Below are 17,196 nucleotides of genomic sequence, written 5' to 3'. Positions count from 1 at the left end.
GGGCGCGGCTCAGAGGTCGATCGGCAGGTCCGAGAGCAGGAAGGGCTTGCCGGCGTCGTACCCGAAGGGGCGCGGCGGGGCGGGAAGGTGCTCCACGAGCAGGTAGAGCAGCGCCGACAGGGTCGTGGCGCACACGATCTGGCCGGCGTCGACCAGGCGGCGGATGCCCGACAGGTGCACCCACTCGATCCGCTCGGCCTCCCACGGGTCGCTGGGCGGGCCGATGTGGGTGGCCGAGTCGGCCCGGTAGACGTGGTTGAGGCTGTCGGTGAAGCCGTTGGCGGGCTGGACGGACATCAGCGGGCGCAGCGGCCCCGGACGCCAGCCGGTCTCCTCCTCGACCTCGCGGGCGGCCGCCGCCATCGGCATCTCGCCCTCGTCGACCTGGCCGAGCGGGACCTCCCAGCCCCAGCTGTCGGTGATGAAGCGGTGGCGCCAGATCAGCAGCACCCGGTCCTGCTCGTCGGTGACGACCGCGCCCGCGGCCGGGGCGGTGCGGACTAGCCGGTGATCGAGGTGCCGCCCGTCGGGCAGCTCCACATCCGCGATCCGGATGTCCAGCCACTGGTCGGCGTAGAGCGACGTTTCGGAGTGGACCTGCCAGCGCATGTGACCAACCCCCCAGCAGAGGCACGGATATCAACCCAACGTTACAAGAGACAACGCTACGTGTGTGGGGCAATCGTGCTGATCGTCACATCGTCCGAGGCAGCGGGACGCCCTCGGCGAAACCTCGGGCTCGGCGTGTCGCACGATATTCGGATATTTGCCTCGATACGGTGGGCGGATCGCGTGGGAGACCGGGCAAGTCGGCCCGATCTGTCCCTGTGGTCTGGTGGAATCTAGTGCTGTGAGTGGTCAGACCTGGCGGTTGGTGCGGCGTGGCAGCGGGAGCCCTGTTGGGCCTCCTGCGCTGGATGAACACCAGCGTGCCGTGGTCGAGCACCGGAGCGGCCCGCTCCTCGTCCTCGCGGGGCCCGGCACGGGCAAGACGACGACGATCGTCGAGAGCGTGGTCGAACGTATCGAACGGCGCGGGGTCGATCCCGAGCGGGTGCTCATCCTGACCTTCAGCCGCAAGGCCGCCGAGGAGCTGCGCCGGCGCGTCACCGGCCGGCTGCGGCGCACCACCCGCTCGCCCCTGGCGCTGACCTTCCACTCCTACGCCTACGCGCTCCTGCGCCGCGAGTCCGTGCTGGAGGGCAAGCCGCCGCCGCGCCTGCTGACCGGCCCCGAGCAGCTTCTGGAGATCCGGCGGCTGCTCCACGGCGAGCTGGAGAACGGCGCGCTCGACTGGCCGCCGTCGCTGCGCGAGGCGCTCAAGACGCGCGGCTTCGCAGAGGAGGTGCGCGACTTCCTGTCCAGGGCCGCCGAGCGCGGCCTCGACGGCGAGCGGCTGGTCGCGCTCGGCCGGCAACACGGCAGGAGCGACTGGATCGCCACCGGCCGGTTCTACGAGCGCTACCAGGACCGCTTCGACCTCGACCCCGAGGAGACCTACGACTACGCCGAGCTGATCGGGGCCGCCTCGGCGCTGCTGACCCGGCCCGAGGTGCGCGAACGCGAGCGGGCCGCCCACGACGTGCTGTTCGTCGACGAGTACCAGGACACCGACCCGGCGCAGGAGTACCTGCTCGGCCAGCTCGCCGGCGACGGGCGCGACCTCGTCGCGGTGGGCGACCCCGACCAGTCGATCTACGGGTTCCGTGGCGCCGACGTCCACGGGATCATGAAGTTCCCCGAGCGGTTCAGGACGCTCGACGGGCGCGAGGCGCCGGTGCTGGCGCTGCGCGTCTGCCGCAGGAGCGGGGCCGACCTGCTGGAGGCCTCGCGCCGGGTCGCCGCCCGCCTGCCCATCGCCCCTGCCCCCGACCACGACCAGCGGCACGGCCATCGCGACCTGGTCCCGCTGTCCGGCGCCGAGCCCGGCGACGTGCGCGTCCTGCTGGCCGACAGCACCAGCCAGGAGGCCGCGATCGTCGCCGACACGCTGCGGCGGGCGCATCTGATCGAGGGGATGCCCTGGCACCGCATGGCGGTGCTGGTGCGCTCGGCCAAGCGCCAGGTGCCGCTGCTGCGGCGGGCGCTGGTCAACGCCGGGGTGCCGACGATGATCGCCGGCGACGAGGTGCCGATCGCCCAGGAGCCGGGGGTGCGGCCGCTGCTCACCATGCTGCGGGTGGCGCTCGACCCGGCGCAGCTCGACGAGGGGGTGGCCGAGGAGCTGCTGACGGGCCCGCTCGGCGGCACGGACATGATCGGCGTACGCCGCCTGCGCCGGGCGCTCAAGATTGCCGAGAACGAGGCCCTGGCCGCCCAGGAGGCGCCGGCCGGCGAGGAGACCCCCGAGGCGCGGTCGTCCGGCGAGCTGCTGGTGGCGGCCCTCCAGGACGTCCGTGAGCTCACCCGCGTCGAGCCGCACGTCGCCCTCCCCGCCGAACGCGTCGCCAAGCTGCTGGCCGCCGCCCGCGAGGCCGCCGCGCAGGAGGGCACCGCGGAAGACCTCCTGTGGGCCGTGTGGCACGCCAGCGGCCTGGGCGCGCGCTGGACCGACCAGAGCCTGTCCGGCGGCTCCCGCGGCGCGCAGGCCGACCGCGACCTCGACGCGGTGGTGGCGCTGTTCGACCACGCCGCCAAGTTCGTCGACCGCATGCCCAAGGCGGGCCCCGAGGTGTTCCTCGACAACCTGGCCGCCCAGGAGATCCCGGGCGACACGCTGGCCGACCGCGCGCCCGACGGCGACGCCGTACGGGTGCTGACGGCCCACCGGTCCAAGGGCCTCGAATGGGACATCGTGGTCGTGGCGGGCGTCCAGGAGGGGGTCTGGCCGGACCTGCGGCTGCGCGGGTCGCTGCTCGGCGCCGACGACCTGGTGGAGGTGGTCGAGGGCGCCGAGCCGAGCGCCGCGTCGCTGGCCTCCAAGCTGCTGGCCGAGGAGCGCCGGCTGTTCTACGTCGCGGCCACCCGGGCCAGGCGGCGGCTGGTGGTCACGGCGGTCGGCGGCGAGGACACCGACGAGCGGCCCTCCCGGTTCCTGTCGGAGCTGATGCCGGGCGAGGTGGAGTCGGCGACGGTCGACGACCGGGCGCGCTGGCTGACCATGTCTGCGCTGGTGGCCGACCTGCGCAGCGCGGTGACCGACCCCACCAAACCGGCCAAGGTCCGGCGGCGCGCCGGGCGGCAGCTCGCCCGCCTGGCCGCCGCCGGCGTCCAGGGCGCCCACCCCAACGACTGGTACGCCCTCACCCCCATCACCGACGACCGCCCGCTGAGCTGGCCGGACGACATCGTCAACATCTCCCCGTCCGCGGTCGAGAGCTTCACCAAGTGCGGCCTGCGCTGGCTCCTGGAGACGGCGGTCGGCGCCGCGGGCACCAGCACCGCCCAGGGCCTCGGCAACGTCATCCACGCGCTGGCCGTGCTGGCCGCCACCGACCTGCCCGGGGAGGACGTGCTGGGCGACCGGCTCGACCAGGTCTGGAACGAGCTCGACTTCGGCGGCGTCTGGTACAACCGCAAGCAGCGCCAGGTCGCCGAGCAGATGATCGGCAAGTTCCTGCGCTGGCAGAAGGACAATCCACGCGAGCTGGTCGCCATCGAGGAGTCGTTCGTCGCGATGGTCTCCGAGGGCGTGCAGATCAAGGGCCGGGTCGACCGGGTCGAGCGCGACGACGACGGCCGGGCGGTGATCATCGACCTGAAGACCGGCGGCTCCAAGCCCAAGGCCGGTGAGCTCGACCGCCACCCGCAGCTCGGCGTCTACCAGCTCGCCGCGCTGCTCGGCGCGTTCGCCCGGCACGGCATGACCGAGCCCGGCGGCGCCGCGCTGGTCCAGCTCGGCAAGGCGGCCGGCAAGAACGCCGCCACCGAGCAGCGGCAGGGCGCGCTGGCCGACGACAAGAACCCCGGCTGGGCCGCCGACCTGGTCGACACGGTCGCCACGGGCATGTCGGGCCCGTTCTTCCAGGCCAAGGTGAACGAGGGTTGCCGCACGTGCGCGGCACGGGCGAGCTGCCCGGTCAACGACAACGGGGGCCAGGTGTGCTGAACCCGGTCGAACTGGCCGACAAGCTCGGCATCCTGCCGCCGACGAGCGAGCAGGCCGCGGTCATCGAGGCGCCGCTCGAACCGATGGTCGTCATGGCCGGCGCGGGCTCGGGCAAGAGCGAGACGATGGCCGGGCGGGTGGTCTGGCTGGTGGCCAACGGCCTAGTCAAACCGGAGAACGTGCTGGGGCTGACGTTCACCCGCAAGGCCGCCGCGGAGCTGGCCGTCCGGGTCAGGGAGCGCCTGACCGGGCTCGCCGAGGCCGGCCTGGTGGCGCCCGGCGCGCTCGACAACGAGCCGACCGTCTCCACCTACCACGCCTACGCCGCCCGCCTGGTCACCGACCACGCCCTGCGCGAGGCGCTCGAACCCACCATGCGCCTGGTCACCCCGGCGGTGTCGTGGCAGCTCGCCTCGCGGGTGGTGGCCCTGTACGACGGGCCGATGGACAAGGTCGAGCTGGGCCCGCCCTCGGTCACCGCCGCCCTGCTCGAACTCGCCGGCGAGCTGTCGGAGCACCTGCGCACCGCGGCCGACGTCCGGCGGATGGGGGAGTGGCTGGAGGCCCGGCTGGCCGCGCTGCCCGGCCGTACGACCCTGGCGCAGCGCAAGCCGGTCGGCGTGCAGGCGGCCAGGGAGCAGCTGCTGCCGCTGGTGGAGGCGTACGAACGGCTCAAGCGCCGTCGCGAGGTCATCGACTACGGCGACCAGATGTCGCTGGCCGCCCGGATCGCCGCCAACCACAAGGAAGTGGGCGAGATCGAACGGTCCCGCTTCTCCGTGGTCCTGCTCGACGAATACCAGGACACCAGCCACGCCCAGCTCGTCCTGCTGCGCTCGCTCTACGGCGGCGGCCATCCGGTCACCGCCGTCGGCGACCCCTGCCAGTCCATCTACGGCTGGCGCGGCGCCTCGGCGGGCAACCTGCGCCGCTTCCCCCGCGACTTCCGCAGCCGCGCCGGTGAGGAGGCGCCGGTCCGCCAGCTCAGCGTCAGCTTCCGCAACGGCGACCGGGTGCTCGACGTCGCCGCCCGCGTCCAGCTCCCGCTGCGCATGGAGGCCCGCGAGGTCCCCGTGCTGGTGCCGGGGCCCAACCGGATCGATCGGGGCCGCGTCACCTGCGCCTTCCACGAGACCGCCGACGACGAGGCGAGGTGGATCGCCGACGGCGTGGCGAAGATCCTCGGCCAGGAGACCGCGCCCGACGGCCTGCCCTGGGGGGAGAAGGAGCGCAAGAAGACGCTCGCCGTCCAGCCCCAGGACGTCGCGATCCTGGCCCGCAAGCGCTCGCAGTTCCCCGCGCTGCGCAAGGCGCTGGAGGACCGCGACATCCCGGTCGAGGTGGTCGGGCTCGGCGGCCTGCTGACCGTGCCCGAGGTCAACGACATCGTGGCGACCCTGCGCGTGCTCTACGACGCGACCGCCGGCGACGCGCTGGCCAGGCTGCTGGCCGGGCCGCGCTGGCGGGTGGGCCCGGCCGACCTGCGGGTGCTGGGGGAGTACGCCAGGGAGCTGGCCCGCGAGCTGAGCGCGAGCCACCGCGCCGACGACCCGCTCGACCAGGTGGTCGCCGACCTGGCCGAGGAGCGCGGCAGCCTGGTCGACGCGCTCGACGAGCTGCCCGACCGGCCCGAGTGGCTGGAGTCGTTCTCGCCGCTGGCCCGTACGCGGCTGGTCGCGCTGGCCCAGGAGCTGCGCCAGCTGCGCGGCCACACCGCCCAGCCGCTGCCCGACCTGGTCACCGAGGTCGAACGCAGGCTCGGCCTGGACATCGAGGTGGCCGCCCGCAGCGGCACGGCCGGGGCGTTCGCCGCGCGGGCCGACCTCGACGCCTTCATCGACGCGGCCTCCAGGTTCGCCGGCGACGCCGAGGACCCGACGCTGGGCGCGTTCCTGGCCTATCTCCAGGCGGCCGAGAGCGAGGAGTTCGGGCTGGAGGCGGGCCGGGTCGGCGAGAGCAACAGCGTCAAGCTGATGACCGTCCACGCGTCCAAGGGCCTGGAGTGGCCGATCGTGGTCGTGCCCGGCCTGTCGCAGCTCCTCAGCTCGAAGGGCACGATCGCGACGGGCAGCGTGTTCCCGGCCACGCCGGTGATGAACAGCCGCTGGACCGACAACCCGCGCAAGCTGCCGTACCCGCTGCGCGGCGACGTCGCCGACCTGCCCGGGCTGGGCGGGCTGAGCAAGGAGGAGCTGGCCGCGTTCGACGAGCAGTGCCGCGAGCGCGACCTGATGGAGGAGCGGCGGCTGGCGTACGTGGCCGTCACCCGTGCCCACTACCACCTCATCGCCTCCGGCTACCGCTGGGGCACCGCCACCAAGCCGCTGGAGCCGTCGGAGTTCCTGCTGGAGATCCGCGACACGGCCGACCGGGTGTCGTACTGGGCCGGCGACCTCGCAGAGGGCGCCACGAACCCGCTGCTCGCCGAGCCGGCCGAGGCCGTCTGGCCGGTAACCCCCGAGGGCCTGCGCTACGAGTCGGTGCTCGACGGGGCCCGGCTGGTCGAGGACGCCCTGGCCGGCAACCTGGGCGAGGACGACGACGAGCCGCTGCGCCCGTTCGAGGAGGAGCGCCTGCGCGCCTGGGAGCGCGACGCCGACCTGCTGCTGCGCGAGCGTGAGCTCAACCGGCGCAGGCCCGCGACCACCGTCGCGCTGCCGGCCAAGCTGACCGTGTCGTCGCTGGTCACGCTGGCCACCGATCCGCGCGAGCTGGCCCGCAGGATCCGCCGCCCGGTGCCGCGCAAGCCCGCGCCGCTGGCCCGGCGGGGCACGTCGTTCCACAGGTGGCTGGAGAGCCGGTGGGACCAGCAGCGGCTGATCGACGACTTCGACCTCGACCCGCTGGACGAGCCGGAGGAGGCCGACGTGCGGCTGGCCGAGCTGCAGGAGCGGTTCGAGGAGAGCGAGTGGGCCGACCGGCGGCCGGTCGACCTGGAGGTGCCGTTCGAGACCATGATCGCCGACCGGCTGGTGCGCGGGCGGATGGACGCCGTGTTCGCGCTGCCCGACGGCGGTTACGAGGTGGTCGACTGGAAGACCGGCGTCCCGCCCAGGGGCAAGGCGGCCCGGACGGCCTCCGTGCAGCTCGCCGCGTACCGGCTGGCGTGGTCGCACCTGGCCGGGGTGCCGCTGGAGAAGGTGGGCGCGGCCTTCCACTACGTCCGGGCCAACAGGACCGTGCGCCCGGTGAACCTGCTCGACGCCGACGGGCTGGTCGCGCTCGTCGAGGGTGTCCCCGCCTCAGAGTCCTAGGTGGTGGAAGGCGGGTTCGGGGTGCATGAGGAAGTCGTGGTGGGAGATGTTCCAGGCATAGGCCCCGGCCATGCCGAACACCACCTTGTCCCCCACCCGCACTGACGTCACGATGTTCCGGGCGAAGACGTCCTTGGGGGTGCAGAGCTGGCCGACGAACGTCACGGGCTCCCCGGCGACCCCCGGCCCGCCGCCCGTCGGCAGGATCGTGAACGGCTGGTCGTGGCCCTTGGTCACCGGCGTGCGCAGATGGTGCGTCCCGCCCAGGACGATCGCGTACGCCTGCCCGCGCACCTGCTTCACGTCCACGACCTCGGTGACGTAGTGGCCGCAGTAGGCGGTGAGCGACCTGCCCGGCTCGACGCGCAGCCGCCGCCCGGCCCGCAGCGCGGCCAGCCCCTCGCCGTAGGCCACCCAGTCGAACCGCTCGCCCGACGTGTACGACACCGCCATGCCCCCGCCCAGGTTGACCTCCGGATGCCCGGTCTCCAGCAGGGCCTCGGCCAGCCGGAGGAGCTGCGCGGCGGCCAGCCCGCTGGCCAGGTGGGCGTGCAGGCCGCGCAGCCGTACACGGTCGGTGAACAGCGGCAGGCACTCGGCCAGCCCCGCCTCGTCCATGCCGAACGGCCCGTCCATCGTGAGCGCGGCCCCCTCGACCGGCAGGTCCGGGTTGGCGCGCAGCAGCACGTCCGCTTCCAGCCCGGTCGCGAGCAGGCGGCGCAGCTCGTACGGCGACTCCACGTGCAGGCGGTGGTGCGGCAGCCGCAGCTCCGCCTCGGTCTTGCCGGGGCCGCCGAGCGCCAGCCGGACGCCCGGGAACAGCGCCGAGACGTGCGCGTGCTCGCCCGCCGACGACACCTCGAACCCGTCCACGTGCCGGGACAGCACCCGCAGCAGCTCGGCGTCGGGATTGGCCTTGACCGCGTAGAACAGCTCGACCTCGCCCAGCGCCGCGCGCACCGACGCGGCGTGCTCGTCGAGCGCGGGCAGGTCGTAGAGGTAGGCGGGCAACGCGGGCAGCCGGGCCGCGGCCTCCAGGACGCGGTTCACGGGAGCGGGTCCGCGCTCCGGGACGCGGTTCACGCGAGCGGGTTCGCGCTCCAGGACGCGGTTCACGCGAGCGGGTTCGCGCTCCGGGACGCGGTTCACGCGAGCGGGTTCGCGATGGGGACGTAACCGGCGCTGCGGTCGGCGGCCCTGGCCCACCGCACGCGCAGGTTCGCCTTGGCCGGCAGCGGCGTCCCGGCCAGCAGGTCGCACAGCGGGAGCGGCCGCCCGAGCTCGGCGGCCTGGCGGGCGAGGAGGTCGCGGGCGACCCGCCACAACGCGCGCAGCAGCTCGTCGTCGGGCCCCGCCACGGTGGCGGCGATCTCGGTGAGGTGGTTGACGAACAGGCAGTAGACGACACGGGCCCAGCCGCGCGCCGGGTCGTGGGCGAGGGCGGAGGCCACGGCCGGGTGCAGGCCGCCGAGGTCGTGGCGGCCCGCGACGAGCTTGACGCCCTCCAGGTCGCGGAAGATCGCCTGGACGGGCGTCCCGGCGGCGTCCAGGCCGACGAGCACGTTCTGCAGGTGGGGCTCCAGGACGACGCCATGGGTGAAGTACAGGTCCACGACCGGGAGCGCGACCGCCGACACGTACGCCGTCCACCAGGCCAGGGGGTCCGCCGGGGCGGCGTCCAGGGCGAGGGCGGCGGCCAGGACCGGGGTGACGCCGGGGTCGCAGGCGGTCCACGGGCTCGCCCGGACGATCACGCCCAGGCCCTCGCGCTGCCCGAGCGCCGTGCGGTAGCCGGGCTCGGGGAGCCAGCGGGCGGCCGGGTGGCGCGTGGCGACGTCGGCGAGGACCGGGGCCAGCCGGGAGGTGAGCTCGACGGCTCCGGCCAGCTCGTACCAGGCGTTCTTGCGCACGCAGTTCGTGATCCGCACGTCCAGGGAGAACTTCAGGCACACCTCGGCGTCCGGGACGTACACGGTCCGGACCGACGAGGTCGGCACCGCGACCGGACCCGGTCCCAGATCGACCAGCTCGGGCCCGAACGCGGGACGCAGCAGGGCGAGCTGCCACGGATGGGCGGGCAGCAGCCGGTAGCCGCCGGGCGCCGGGCCCAGCGCGTCCAGGGCCGTCAGGTCGCCCTCCTCGGCCAGCGCGTCGCGGCGTACCGCGAGGAGCCGGAGGGGGAAGGTGGCGTGGGCCTCGGGCGCGTGGCGCAGCCAGTCGGCGCCGTCACGGGCCTTGGGGGTGGGGTGGAACGGGTGCCCGTACACGAGCGCCTGCTCCGAGGCCAGCCAGGGATCGGCGGGCGGCTCGGCCGACGCCCTGGCCGCCAGGATCGCCGCGATGGCGTCCCTGCTGGCGGCCACCTGGCCGGCGAACTCGCCGTTGGGGCCGTCCAGGTCGGCCTCGGCCAGCCGGACCAGTTCGGCGACCGTCAGCGGCCGCCAGGAGCCCTCCTCCAGGCGTTCGGGAGGCCCGTCGAGGCGCAGCGCGGCCCCGCCGTGCGTACGGGCGCGCAGCAGCGTCCCCGCCACCCGCAGCAGCACGTACGGCGGCGCCGGCCAGACCAGCCCCCTCGGCCCGGCCACCTCGCGCACGCAGCACCGCAGCAGGGTCGCCAGCGTCGCCTCGTCGGCCGGCGCCCCGATGGCCAGGACGTCCATTCACGCTCTCCTCAGGTAGTTGGGCCCGCTGATGCCGTAGAACTTGTTCACGTCCCGGGCCCCGGACCGTTCCTTGGCCACGAGCGTCCCGGCGGTGACCATGGACTTGCCGGTGAGCCTGGCCGCGCCGAGCGTCCTGGCGCGCAGGAGCCGGGCCATGGGGTGGTCGCCGTGCTCGTCCAGCGCCTCGGCGAGCGTGTCGCGCACCAGGGCCGCAGCCCGCGCCGGCGGCAGCACCGCGAACGCCACCGCCGCCGCTGCCAGGTGCAGCGTGATCGTGACGAACACGTCGGCCAGCGCGTGCGGGTCGTCGGTGAGCATGCGCCCGTCGGAGAAGTCGGGCACCTCGATGCCGGCCGCCGCCAGCCTGGCGGGCGAGGCCAGCAGGCCGTCGTTGTCCTTGACCAGCAGCCGCAGGTCGCCGTCCCGCAGGACGAGGGCCAGGTTCTGCTGGTGGGCCTCCAGCGCGACGCCGTACCGGACGAACAGCCGTACGTTCCAGCGCAGCAGCAGGCGCAGGTAGCGGGGGAGCACGTCCGGACCGAGACCGTCCAGGACGCCGGGCACCGCCAGCGCCGCGACCGGCACGATCCTGCCCTCCGGCAGCCGCCTGACCATCCACGCCAGGTACTCGTGGCCCGTGTGCGCGTAGGTCTGCTCGTCGGCCAGCAGCACGCCGGGATCGGCCAGCCGGCGCAGCAGCAGTTCGGCCCTGGCGCCGTCCTCCAGCGTGCCCGGCCTGATCGACCGCCGGTTGCGCACGCCGAGCGTGCTCACGGGCAACGGCAGCTTGAGGTGCGTACGCGGCCCCACCTCGACGGTCCGCATGGAGAGTGTGGGCCGTACGGTGACCGCCTCCTCGGCCAGCACCCGGACCCCGTCGATCTTCCGCACCTCGTCCACGGCCATCGGGTGCACCGGGAACAGCACGTCCCCGCCCGCCGGCCGCGGCACGTCCGCGGGCAGGTCCGTGGCCGCGTGGGGGACGACCGCCCACCGCAACGCGAACGACGGCGCGAACTCCGGCGCGTAGGCCAGCAGGTCCCGGTCCGAGGCGCCGATCCTGGCCCGCGAGGTGGGATAGACGGGATGGTCGGCGAACGCCGCCAGCGACTCGTACGACGGCCCGCGCCGCAGCACCTCCTCGGCGTGCGCGTCGTGCAGTTCCAGCGCGGACAGGGCCGTCAGGCACTCGTCGAAGAAGGCCGCCAACCCCTCGGCGTCGGCCGGGTCGGCCACCTCGACGAGCGTCTCCAGCACCTGCTCCAGCCCCAGCCGCTCGTCCGGCGCCACCACGAAGTCCTGGAACGGCGACCCCGGGACCAGCCGGGCCCACCGCCCGTCGGCCAGCAGCAGCCCGGCCCCGGCGCGGGTCCGGTCGAGGCGCGCGGACAGGCCGCCGTAGTCCTCGCGGACCAGCGCGTCCAGCACCCGGGCGGCCAGGTACGCCTCCCGCGACCTCACCCGACCACCCACGGCCGGGCCGCCCGGTACCGCTCGACGGCGGCGTCCACGCGGGCCCGGTCCGGTCCCACGGCCCGGATGACGCCCAGGTAGTCCCGGTTCGTGTGGGTCAGGTGGACGACGTCCCCGACCGCTCGCAGCGGCCGGTGCCACAGCCGTACGCCGCCGTCCTCGACGTCCTCCTCCGGCGGCGCCTGCCTGACGACGCCCGGCCGGTCGGCCACCACGCTGACCGCGCAGCCGTGCCGGGACGGAATCGGCGGCTCGGGTGCAGGCTCCCCGAGATGGGTGCGCAGGATCCACTCGAACAGCGGCACGCCCAGCACGTCGGCCAGCAGGAAGTCGCAGTGGTCGCCGATCGCCCGGTAGTTCACCTCGACGATCCGGGGCCCGGCGGCCGTCAGGACGTACTCGGTGTGGCAGGCGCCGAAGCCCACGCCGAGGGCCCGCAGCGCGGCCAGCACGTGCGCGTCGGCGGCGGGCGCCCAGTCAAGCCGCTCCTCCACGAAGTGCGGCAGCGGGCCCATCGTGGTCGCGAACCCGCCCAGCACCCGTGTCGCGGAGCCGTCCCCGAGGGTCTCCAGGGTCCGCAGCGGCCCTTCGAGGTACTCCTCCACGACCAGCGTCTCGCCCGGCCGCCGCCGTCTGGCCTCGGCCACGGCGCGGGGGAGGTCGTCCTCGACCAGTACGACGTCCTCGCTGGCCACCCCTTCGCGCGGTTTCAGCACCACGGGACAGGACAGGCGTTCGGGCACCGGGTCGGCGGGCGCGAGCCGCAGGGTGCGCACGGTCTCGACGCCGGCCTCCAGCAGCCCGCGTCGCATCAGGAACTTGTTCTTGGCGGCCAGGCAGGCCCGCCAGTCCTTGCCGGGAAGCCCGAAGTACGACGCCGCGAGAGCGGTCTCCGCCTGGAGGTGATCGGAGTTGGTGAAGATCGCGTCGGGCCTGCCCAGGTGCTCGACCGCGTCGATCAGGGCCCGCGGGTCGCGTACGTCGCAGGGCACGGAGCCGGGATGCCGCTCCGGCCGGTCGGTCAGCACGGTCACCTCACACCCGAGGGCCCGCGCCGCGGGCAGGAAGCCGTACGTCACCGAGTCCGTCGGCTTGAGCGCGGTCAGGTAGAGCCGCAACGCGAAGGCACCCCCGAAGAATCAGGTAAGGCTAACCTAACTCGACGATCCTAACCTGTCGTTGATCGTTCCGGGGCCCGCACAGCCTAATCGGCGGCTAACCGCGAGGTCATAGGATGACAAGGAACTTGGGGAGGGGCGGCCAGTGGAGAAGACCGCGGAAGAGCAACTCATCGGCCCACTGCTCCTGGCACGGGGGACCATCGACAGATCGTCGGCGCTGCGTGCCGACGATCGATGGCTGGAGAAGGCGTGGGCCGACCCCGGGACCAGGGTGCTGGTGATCGACAACGGCCACACTCTCGTGCGGCGGTCCGGGGACGAGGTGCACGCGGTGCTCTACGCCCCCGCCGACGCGCCACCGGGCGAGCGTTATCTGCTCGGCGTCGAGGGCGGCGCCGTCTACTTCGCGGTGGCCGCGCCGCTGCCCGGCACCCCGGCCGGCGACCTCAACGGCCGGGTGACGATGCCGATGAGCCTGACCGACACGCCCGAGGGCCGTCCGGTGCCCGCGGGGCTGCGCCAGGTCGGCGGCCTGCTCGGCGACCGCGACGCGGGCCTGCTGGTCCACGCGGTGGCGCTGGAGGCCTGGCACGCCACCCACCAGTTCTGCCCCCGCTGCGGCGCCCGCACGACGGTGCAGGCCGGCGGCCACGTCCGGGTCTGCCCCCAGGACTCCAGTCAGCACTTCCCGCGCGTCGACCCGGCGGTCATCATGCTGATCAGGGACGAGGACGACCGCTGCCTGCTGGCCCGCGGCCCCCAGTGGCCCGAGGGCCGGCTGTCGATCCTGGCGGGGTTCGTGGAGCCGGGCGAGTCCCTGGAGTACGCGGTGGTCCGCGAGGTCGCCGAAGAGGTCGGCGTCAACGTCGTCAACCCGCGCTACCTGGGCAGCCAGCCCTGGCCGTTCCCGCGCAGCCTCATGCTCGGCTTCTTCGCCGACGCCACCACGACCACGCTGACCCCCGACGCCGACGAGATCGCCGAGGCGCGCTGGTTCAGCCGTGAGGAGCTGGTGGCCGCGCTGCGGTCGGGCGAGGTGCGCCTGCCGCCCCCGGTGTCGATAGCCCGCCGCCTGATCGAGACGTGGTACGGCGGCGAGCTCCTCGGTGACTGGTGATCAGGCCGCTCCGAGCAGGGCCTTGACCTCGCGAGCGGAGGGGTTGGTGCGGACGATCCGACCGTGGGCGGTTTCTATGACCACGGTCGGAACTGTCTGGTTTCCGTTGTTGACGCTCATGACGAATTCGGCGGCGGCCGGGTCGCGCTCGATGTCGATCTCGTCGAACGTGATGCCCTCGCGGGCGAGTTGCGACTTCAGCCGCTTGCAGGGGCCACACCAGGTTGTGCTGTAGACCGTGAGCGCCATGTCGGGTTGTCCCTCCAAGGTCAGGAAATCAGGCGCTCCGTGCAACAACGCGGAGGCGTCCGCTTAATCCCTACCCGATGCGCTCGGCGATCCACGCCTGCACGCGCTCGGCCACGCCCGGTTCCCGGTAGAGAGGAGCGCTGTGGTTGGTGCCCGGCGCCGTCATGATCGTCATCGGCACGCCCACCTGGCCGAGCATCTGCTTGAGCAGCTGGCTCTGGGTCGGCGGCACGAACTCGTCCTCGGAGTGCACGGTCAGGATCGGGGCGTCCTTGGCGCTGGCGTGCCAGGCCACCTCCATACTCGCCCAGACGCGCGAGCACTTGCCCTTGGGCTCGCAGCCGCCGGCCAGCCGGATCGCGGCCTCGCGCAGCTTGCGCTTGTCGTGGTCGGCGGTCTTCTCGCCGTCGGCGTACGCGCGCAGCGGCGAGATGATCGGCGAGAGCCCGACCACGCCCTTCAGTCCCGCGATGCCGTTGCCGTACGTGCCGACCGAGGCGGCGATGTGCCCGCCCGCCGAGAAGCCGACGACGACGTACTTGCCGGCGTCGAAGGCCCAGCGGTCGGCATGCTTGCGCGCCAGGGCGATGGCGGCCAGCGCGTCGGTGCGCTGCGCCGGCCAGGCGGCCTCGCCGGAGAGGCGGTAGTTGAGGTTGAAGACCGTGTACCCGAGGTCGGCGTAGCTGCGGGTGATCTCCTTCATGTACTTCTTGTCGCCGCCGGACCACCAGCCGCCGTGGATGAGGAAGACGCCGGGACGCTTCTGGCCGTCGGGCGTCCACCAGACGTCCATGTCCTGGTGACGCTGGGAGCCGTAGGGAAGGGTCTCCGTGGCCAGCCCGCCGAGCCCGTCGGGGTCTGTGGGGTTGGTCACCACAGGGACGGGCGGCTCGGCCGCGAACGCGACGGCAGGTGTGAGCGCCACGGCAGCGAGCACGAGCGCGCTCACGGAAACCGCTGTTCGCACGGCCTTCCTTTCCCCCATGCAGCATGGTCGGCCCCATTGTGGGGGAAGAGACCATTCCTTTGCATCTCGGTGACTATGAACATACGTCGGGCCGCATGTTGCCAGAATAAAGTGCTTCGGCGCCACTTGCGGGGAGGAAGATCGGGTGAACAGCGTGGATGACGTCCTGAGCGGACTTGACCCGGAGCAGCGGGCGGTCGCCGAGGCGGTGCGCGGCCCCGTGTGCGTGCTGGCCGGCGCCGGCACGGGCAAGACCAGGGCGATCACCCATCGCATCGCCCACGCGGTGCGCACCGGGGTGGTCGACGCGCCGAGCGTGCTCGCGGTGACGTTCACCACCCGGGCGGCGGGGGAGTTGCGGCAGCGGTTGCGGGCGCTGGGGGCGCCGGGCGTCCAGGCCCGTACGTTCCACGCGGCCGCGTTGCGCCAGCTCACCTACTTCTGGCCCCGCGTGATCGGCGGCGAGGCCCCTTCGGTGATCGAGTCGAAGTTGCCGGTGCTGGTCGAAGCCTGCCGCCAGATGCGGAAAAATCCCGACCGGTCCGAGCTGCGGGACATCGCGGCCGAAGTCGAATGGGCCAAGGTCTCCCAGATCGGCCCGGAAGACTACGTGGCCGCCGCCGCCAAGCACCACCGCACGCCGCCCGGCTCGCCGGAGGAGGTGGCCCGGCTCTACGAGTCCTACGAACGTATCCGCCGCGAACGCCACCTGGTCGACTTCGAGACCATCCTTGAGCTGACGGCGGCCGTGATGACCGAGCACCAGGAGGTCGCGGCCCAGATCCGCCAGCAATACCGCTACTTCGTCGTGGACGAGTTCCAGGACGTCAACCCGCTCCAGAAGCTCCTGCTCGACACCTGGCTCGGCGGACGCGACGACATCTGCGTGGTCGGCGACCCCAACCAGACCATCTATTCGTTCACCGGCGCCAGCCCCCGCTACCTCACCAACTTCGCCGTCGAGCACCCGGCGGCCGCGGTCATCAGGCTGGTCCGCGACTACCGTTCCACCCCCCAGGTCGTGAACCTGGCCAACCTGGTCATCGCCAAGTCGAAGACCCCCAACCGCCTCGAACTCATCGCCCAGCGCCCCGACGGTCCCAAACCGGTCTTCTCCGACTACGACGACGAGCCGGCCGAGGCCGCGGGCGTCGCGCGGGCGATCAGGAAGCTGCTGGACAAGGGCGTCCTCTCGCGCGAGATAGCCGTGCTGTTCCGGGTCAACTCCCAGTCGGAGTCCTACGAGGAGGCCCTGTCCAAGGCCGAGATCCCGTACGTGCTGCGCGGTGCCGAGCGTTTCTTCGAGCGTCCCGAGGTGCGGCAGGCGGTCGTGCTGCTGCGCGGCGCCGCCCGGTCGGCCGCGGGCGAGCCGCTGGCCTCGGAGGTGCACCACATCCTGGCCGGGGTCGGCCTGACCCCCGCCCCGCCCGGCGGCGGCAAGGCCAGGGAGAAGTGGGAGTCGCTGAAGGCGCTGGCCGACCTGGCCGAGGACATGGCCGCCGAGGGCGCCGACCTGCCCGTGTTCGTCGCCGAGCTGGAACGCCGCGCCTCCGAGCAGCACGCGCCGCCGGTTGAGGGCGTCACGCTCGCCTCGCTGCACGCGGCCAAGGGCCTGGAGTGGGACGCGGTGTTCCTCGTCGGCGTCACCGACGGCATGCTGCCGATCATCTACGCCGAGACCCCCGAGCAGATCGAGGAGGAGCGCCGCCTGCTCTACGTCGGCGTCACCCGTGCCCGCGAGCACCTGTCGATCTCCTGGGCGCTGGCCCGCGCGCCCGGCGGGCGCAAGAGCCGCCGCCCCTCCCGCTTCCTCGACGGGCTCACCGGCCGCGCCTCGACGCCGCCCCGCGTGACGACCCCGGCCGGCGAACGCCGCACGGTCGCCGCGCCGGTGAGCTGCCGGGTCTGCGCCAAGACGCTGGTCGCCGCAGCCGAGCAGAAGCTCGGCCGCTGCGCGACCTGTCCCGCCGAGTACGACGAGGCCCTGCTCGAACGCCTCAAGGTCTGGCGCACGGCCACCGCCAAGGAGGCCAAGATCCCGCCGTACGTCGTCTTCACCGACGTCACCCTCCAGGCCATCGCCGAACGCGCGCCGGCCACCGAGCAGGAGCTGCTGTCGATCGCCGGCATCGGCCGGGTCAAGGTCGACCGCTACGGCGAGGCCGTCCTCGGCCTGTGCCGCGGGTGAGATCCCTCACGTACGGCCGGTCCCCTCGCGCGTGAGTTCCTTCCCGACCGGGCGAAACGGCGGGACGAGGGCATTCCGGCAAGGCAGGGCGGGTTTGGGGGAACAGGCGTGGCACG

Annotated in this window: 11 protein-coding genes; 4 read left to right on the top strand and 7 right to left on the bottom strand. The window is 73.4% G+C overall.

The window, feature by feature from the left end:
* Positions 1-9 precede the first annotated feature (9 nt).
* A complete protein-coding gene (locus ACIHAD_RS27320) occupies positions 10-609 on the bottom strand; it encodes an NUDIX domain-containing protein (protein WP_397357482.1) in 600 nt (199 codons plus the stop codon).
* 241 nt (positions 610-850) lie between these two features.
* Between ACIHAD_RS27320 and ACIHAD_RS27315 the strand changes: the two genes are divergently transcribed.
* Positions 851-4,048, top strand: coding sequence for an ATP-dependent helicase (locus ACIHAD_RS27315; RefSeq protein ID WP_397357481.1), 3,198 nt, complete (start codon positions 851-853; stop codon positions 4,046-4,048).
* The gene (locus ACIHAD_RS27310) at positions 4,042-7,302 is read left to right on the top strand and encodes an ATP-dependent helicase (protein WP_397357715.1); all 3,261 of its coding nucleotides are present in this window, start codon (positions 4,042-4,044) and stop codon (positions 7,300-7,302) included. The genes ACIHAD_RS27315 and ACIHAD_RS27310 overlap by 7 nt, the downstream gene beginning before the upstream one ends.
* On the opposite strand, the gene ACIHAD_RS27305 is transcribed toward ACIHAD_RS27310, so the two are convergent.
* From ACIHAD_RS27305 to ACIHAD_RS27290, 4 genes are all read right to left on the bottom strand, one after another.
* Positions 7,291-8,352, bottom strand: coding sequence for a type III PLP-dependent enzyme (locus tag ACIHAD_RS27305; RefSeq protein WP_397357480.1), 1,062 nt, complete (start codon positions 8,350-8,352; stop codon positions 7,291-7,293). The genes ACIHAD_RS27310 and ACIHAD_RS27305 overlap by 12 nt on opposite strands.
* Before the next feature lie 95 nt (positions 8,353-8,447).
* Positions 8,448-9,962 carry an IucA/IucC family protein gene (locus ACIHAD_RS27300; RefSeq protein WP_397357479.1) on the bottom strand — a complete coding sequence of 505 codons (1,515 nt, stop codon included), beginning with the start codon at positions 9,960-9,962 and terminating at the stop codon, positions 8,448-8,450.
* Entirely contained in the window at positions 9,963-11,426 is a 1,464-nt protein-coding gene (locus ACIHAD_RS27295) for an IucA/IucC family protein (protein WP_397357478.1), read from the bottom strand.
* Positions 11,423-12,556: a siderophore biosynthesis protein gene (locus ACIHAD_RS27290; RefSeq protein ID WP_397357477.1), complete on the bottom strand. Its 1,134-nt coding sequence runs from the start codon at positions 12,554-12,556 to the stop codon at positions 11,423-11,425. Before ACIHAD_RS27290 ends, ACIHAD_RS27295 begins: the two co-directional genes overlap by 4 nt.
* Positions 12,557-12,701: 145 nt before the next feature.
* Between ACIHAD_RS27290 and nudC the strand changes: the two genes are divergently transcribed.
* Positions 12,702-13,676 (top strand): NAD(+) diphosphatase, encoded by a 975-nt coding sequence (nudC, locus tag ACIHAD_RS27285; RefSeq protein WP_397357476.1) that lies wholly within the window; start codon positions 12,702-12,704, stop codon positions 13,674-13,676.
* Here the strand turns inward: nudC and ACIHAD_RS27280 are convergent, their stop codons facing one another.
* Both ACIHAD_RS27280 and ACIHAD_RS27275 read right to left on the bottom strand, forming a co-directional pair.
* Entirely contained in the window at positions 13,677-13,925 is a 249-nt protein-coding gene (locus tag ACIHAD_RS27280) for a mycoredoxin (RefSeq protein ID WP_397357475.1), read from the bottom strand.
* 70 nt (positions 13,926-13,995) lie between these two features.
* Entirely contained in the window at positions 13,996-14,892 is an 897-nt protein-coding gene (locus ACIHAD_RS27275; RefSeq protein WP_397357474.1) for an alpha/beta hydrolase, read from the bottom strand.
* Between the two features lie 154 nt (positions 14,893-15,046).
* Here ACIHAD_RS27275 and ACIHAD_RS27270 point away from each other — a divergent pair, with 154 nt between their 5' ends.
* Complete coding sequence (locus ACIHAD_RS27270; RefSeq protein WP_397357714.1) at positions 15,047-17,080, top strand: ATP-dependent DNA helicase UvrD2; 2,034 nt, start codon at positions 15,047-15,049, stop codon at positions 17,078-17,080.
* Positions 17,081-17,196 lie beyond the last annotated feature (116 nt).

It is taken from the genome of Nonomuraea sp. NPDC052265, from assembly GCF_044547985.1.
In the GTDB taxonomy this organism is placed as follows: domain Bacteria; phylum Actinomycetota; class Actinomycetes; order Streptosporangiales; family Streptosporangiaceae; genus Nonomuraea.
Note: the sequence above shows the minus strand (reverse complement) of the source record. Positions and strands in the feature narration are given on the sequence as shown.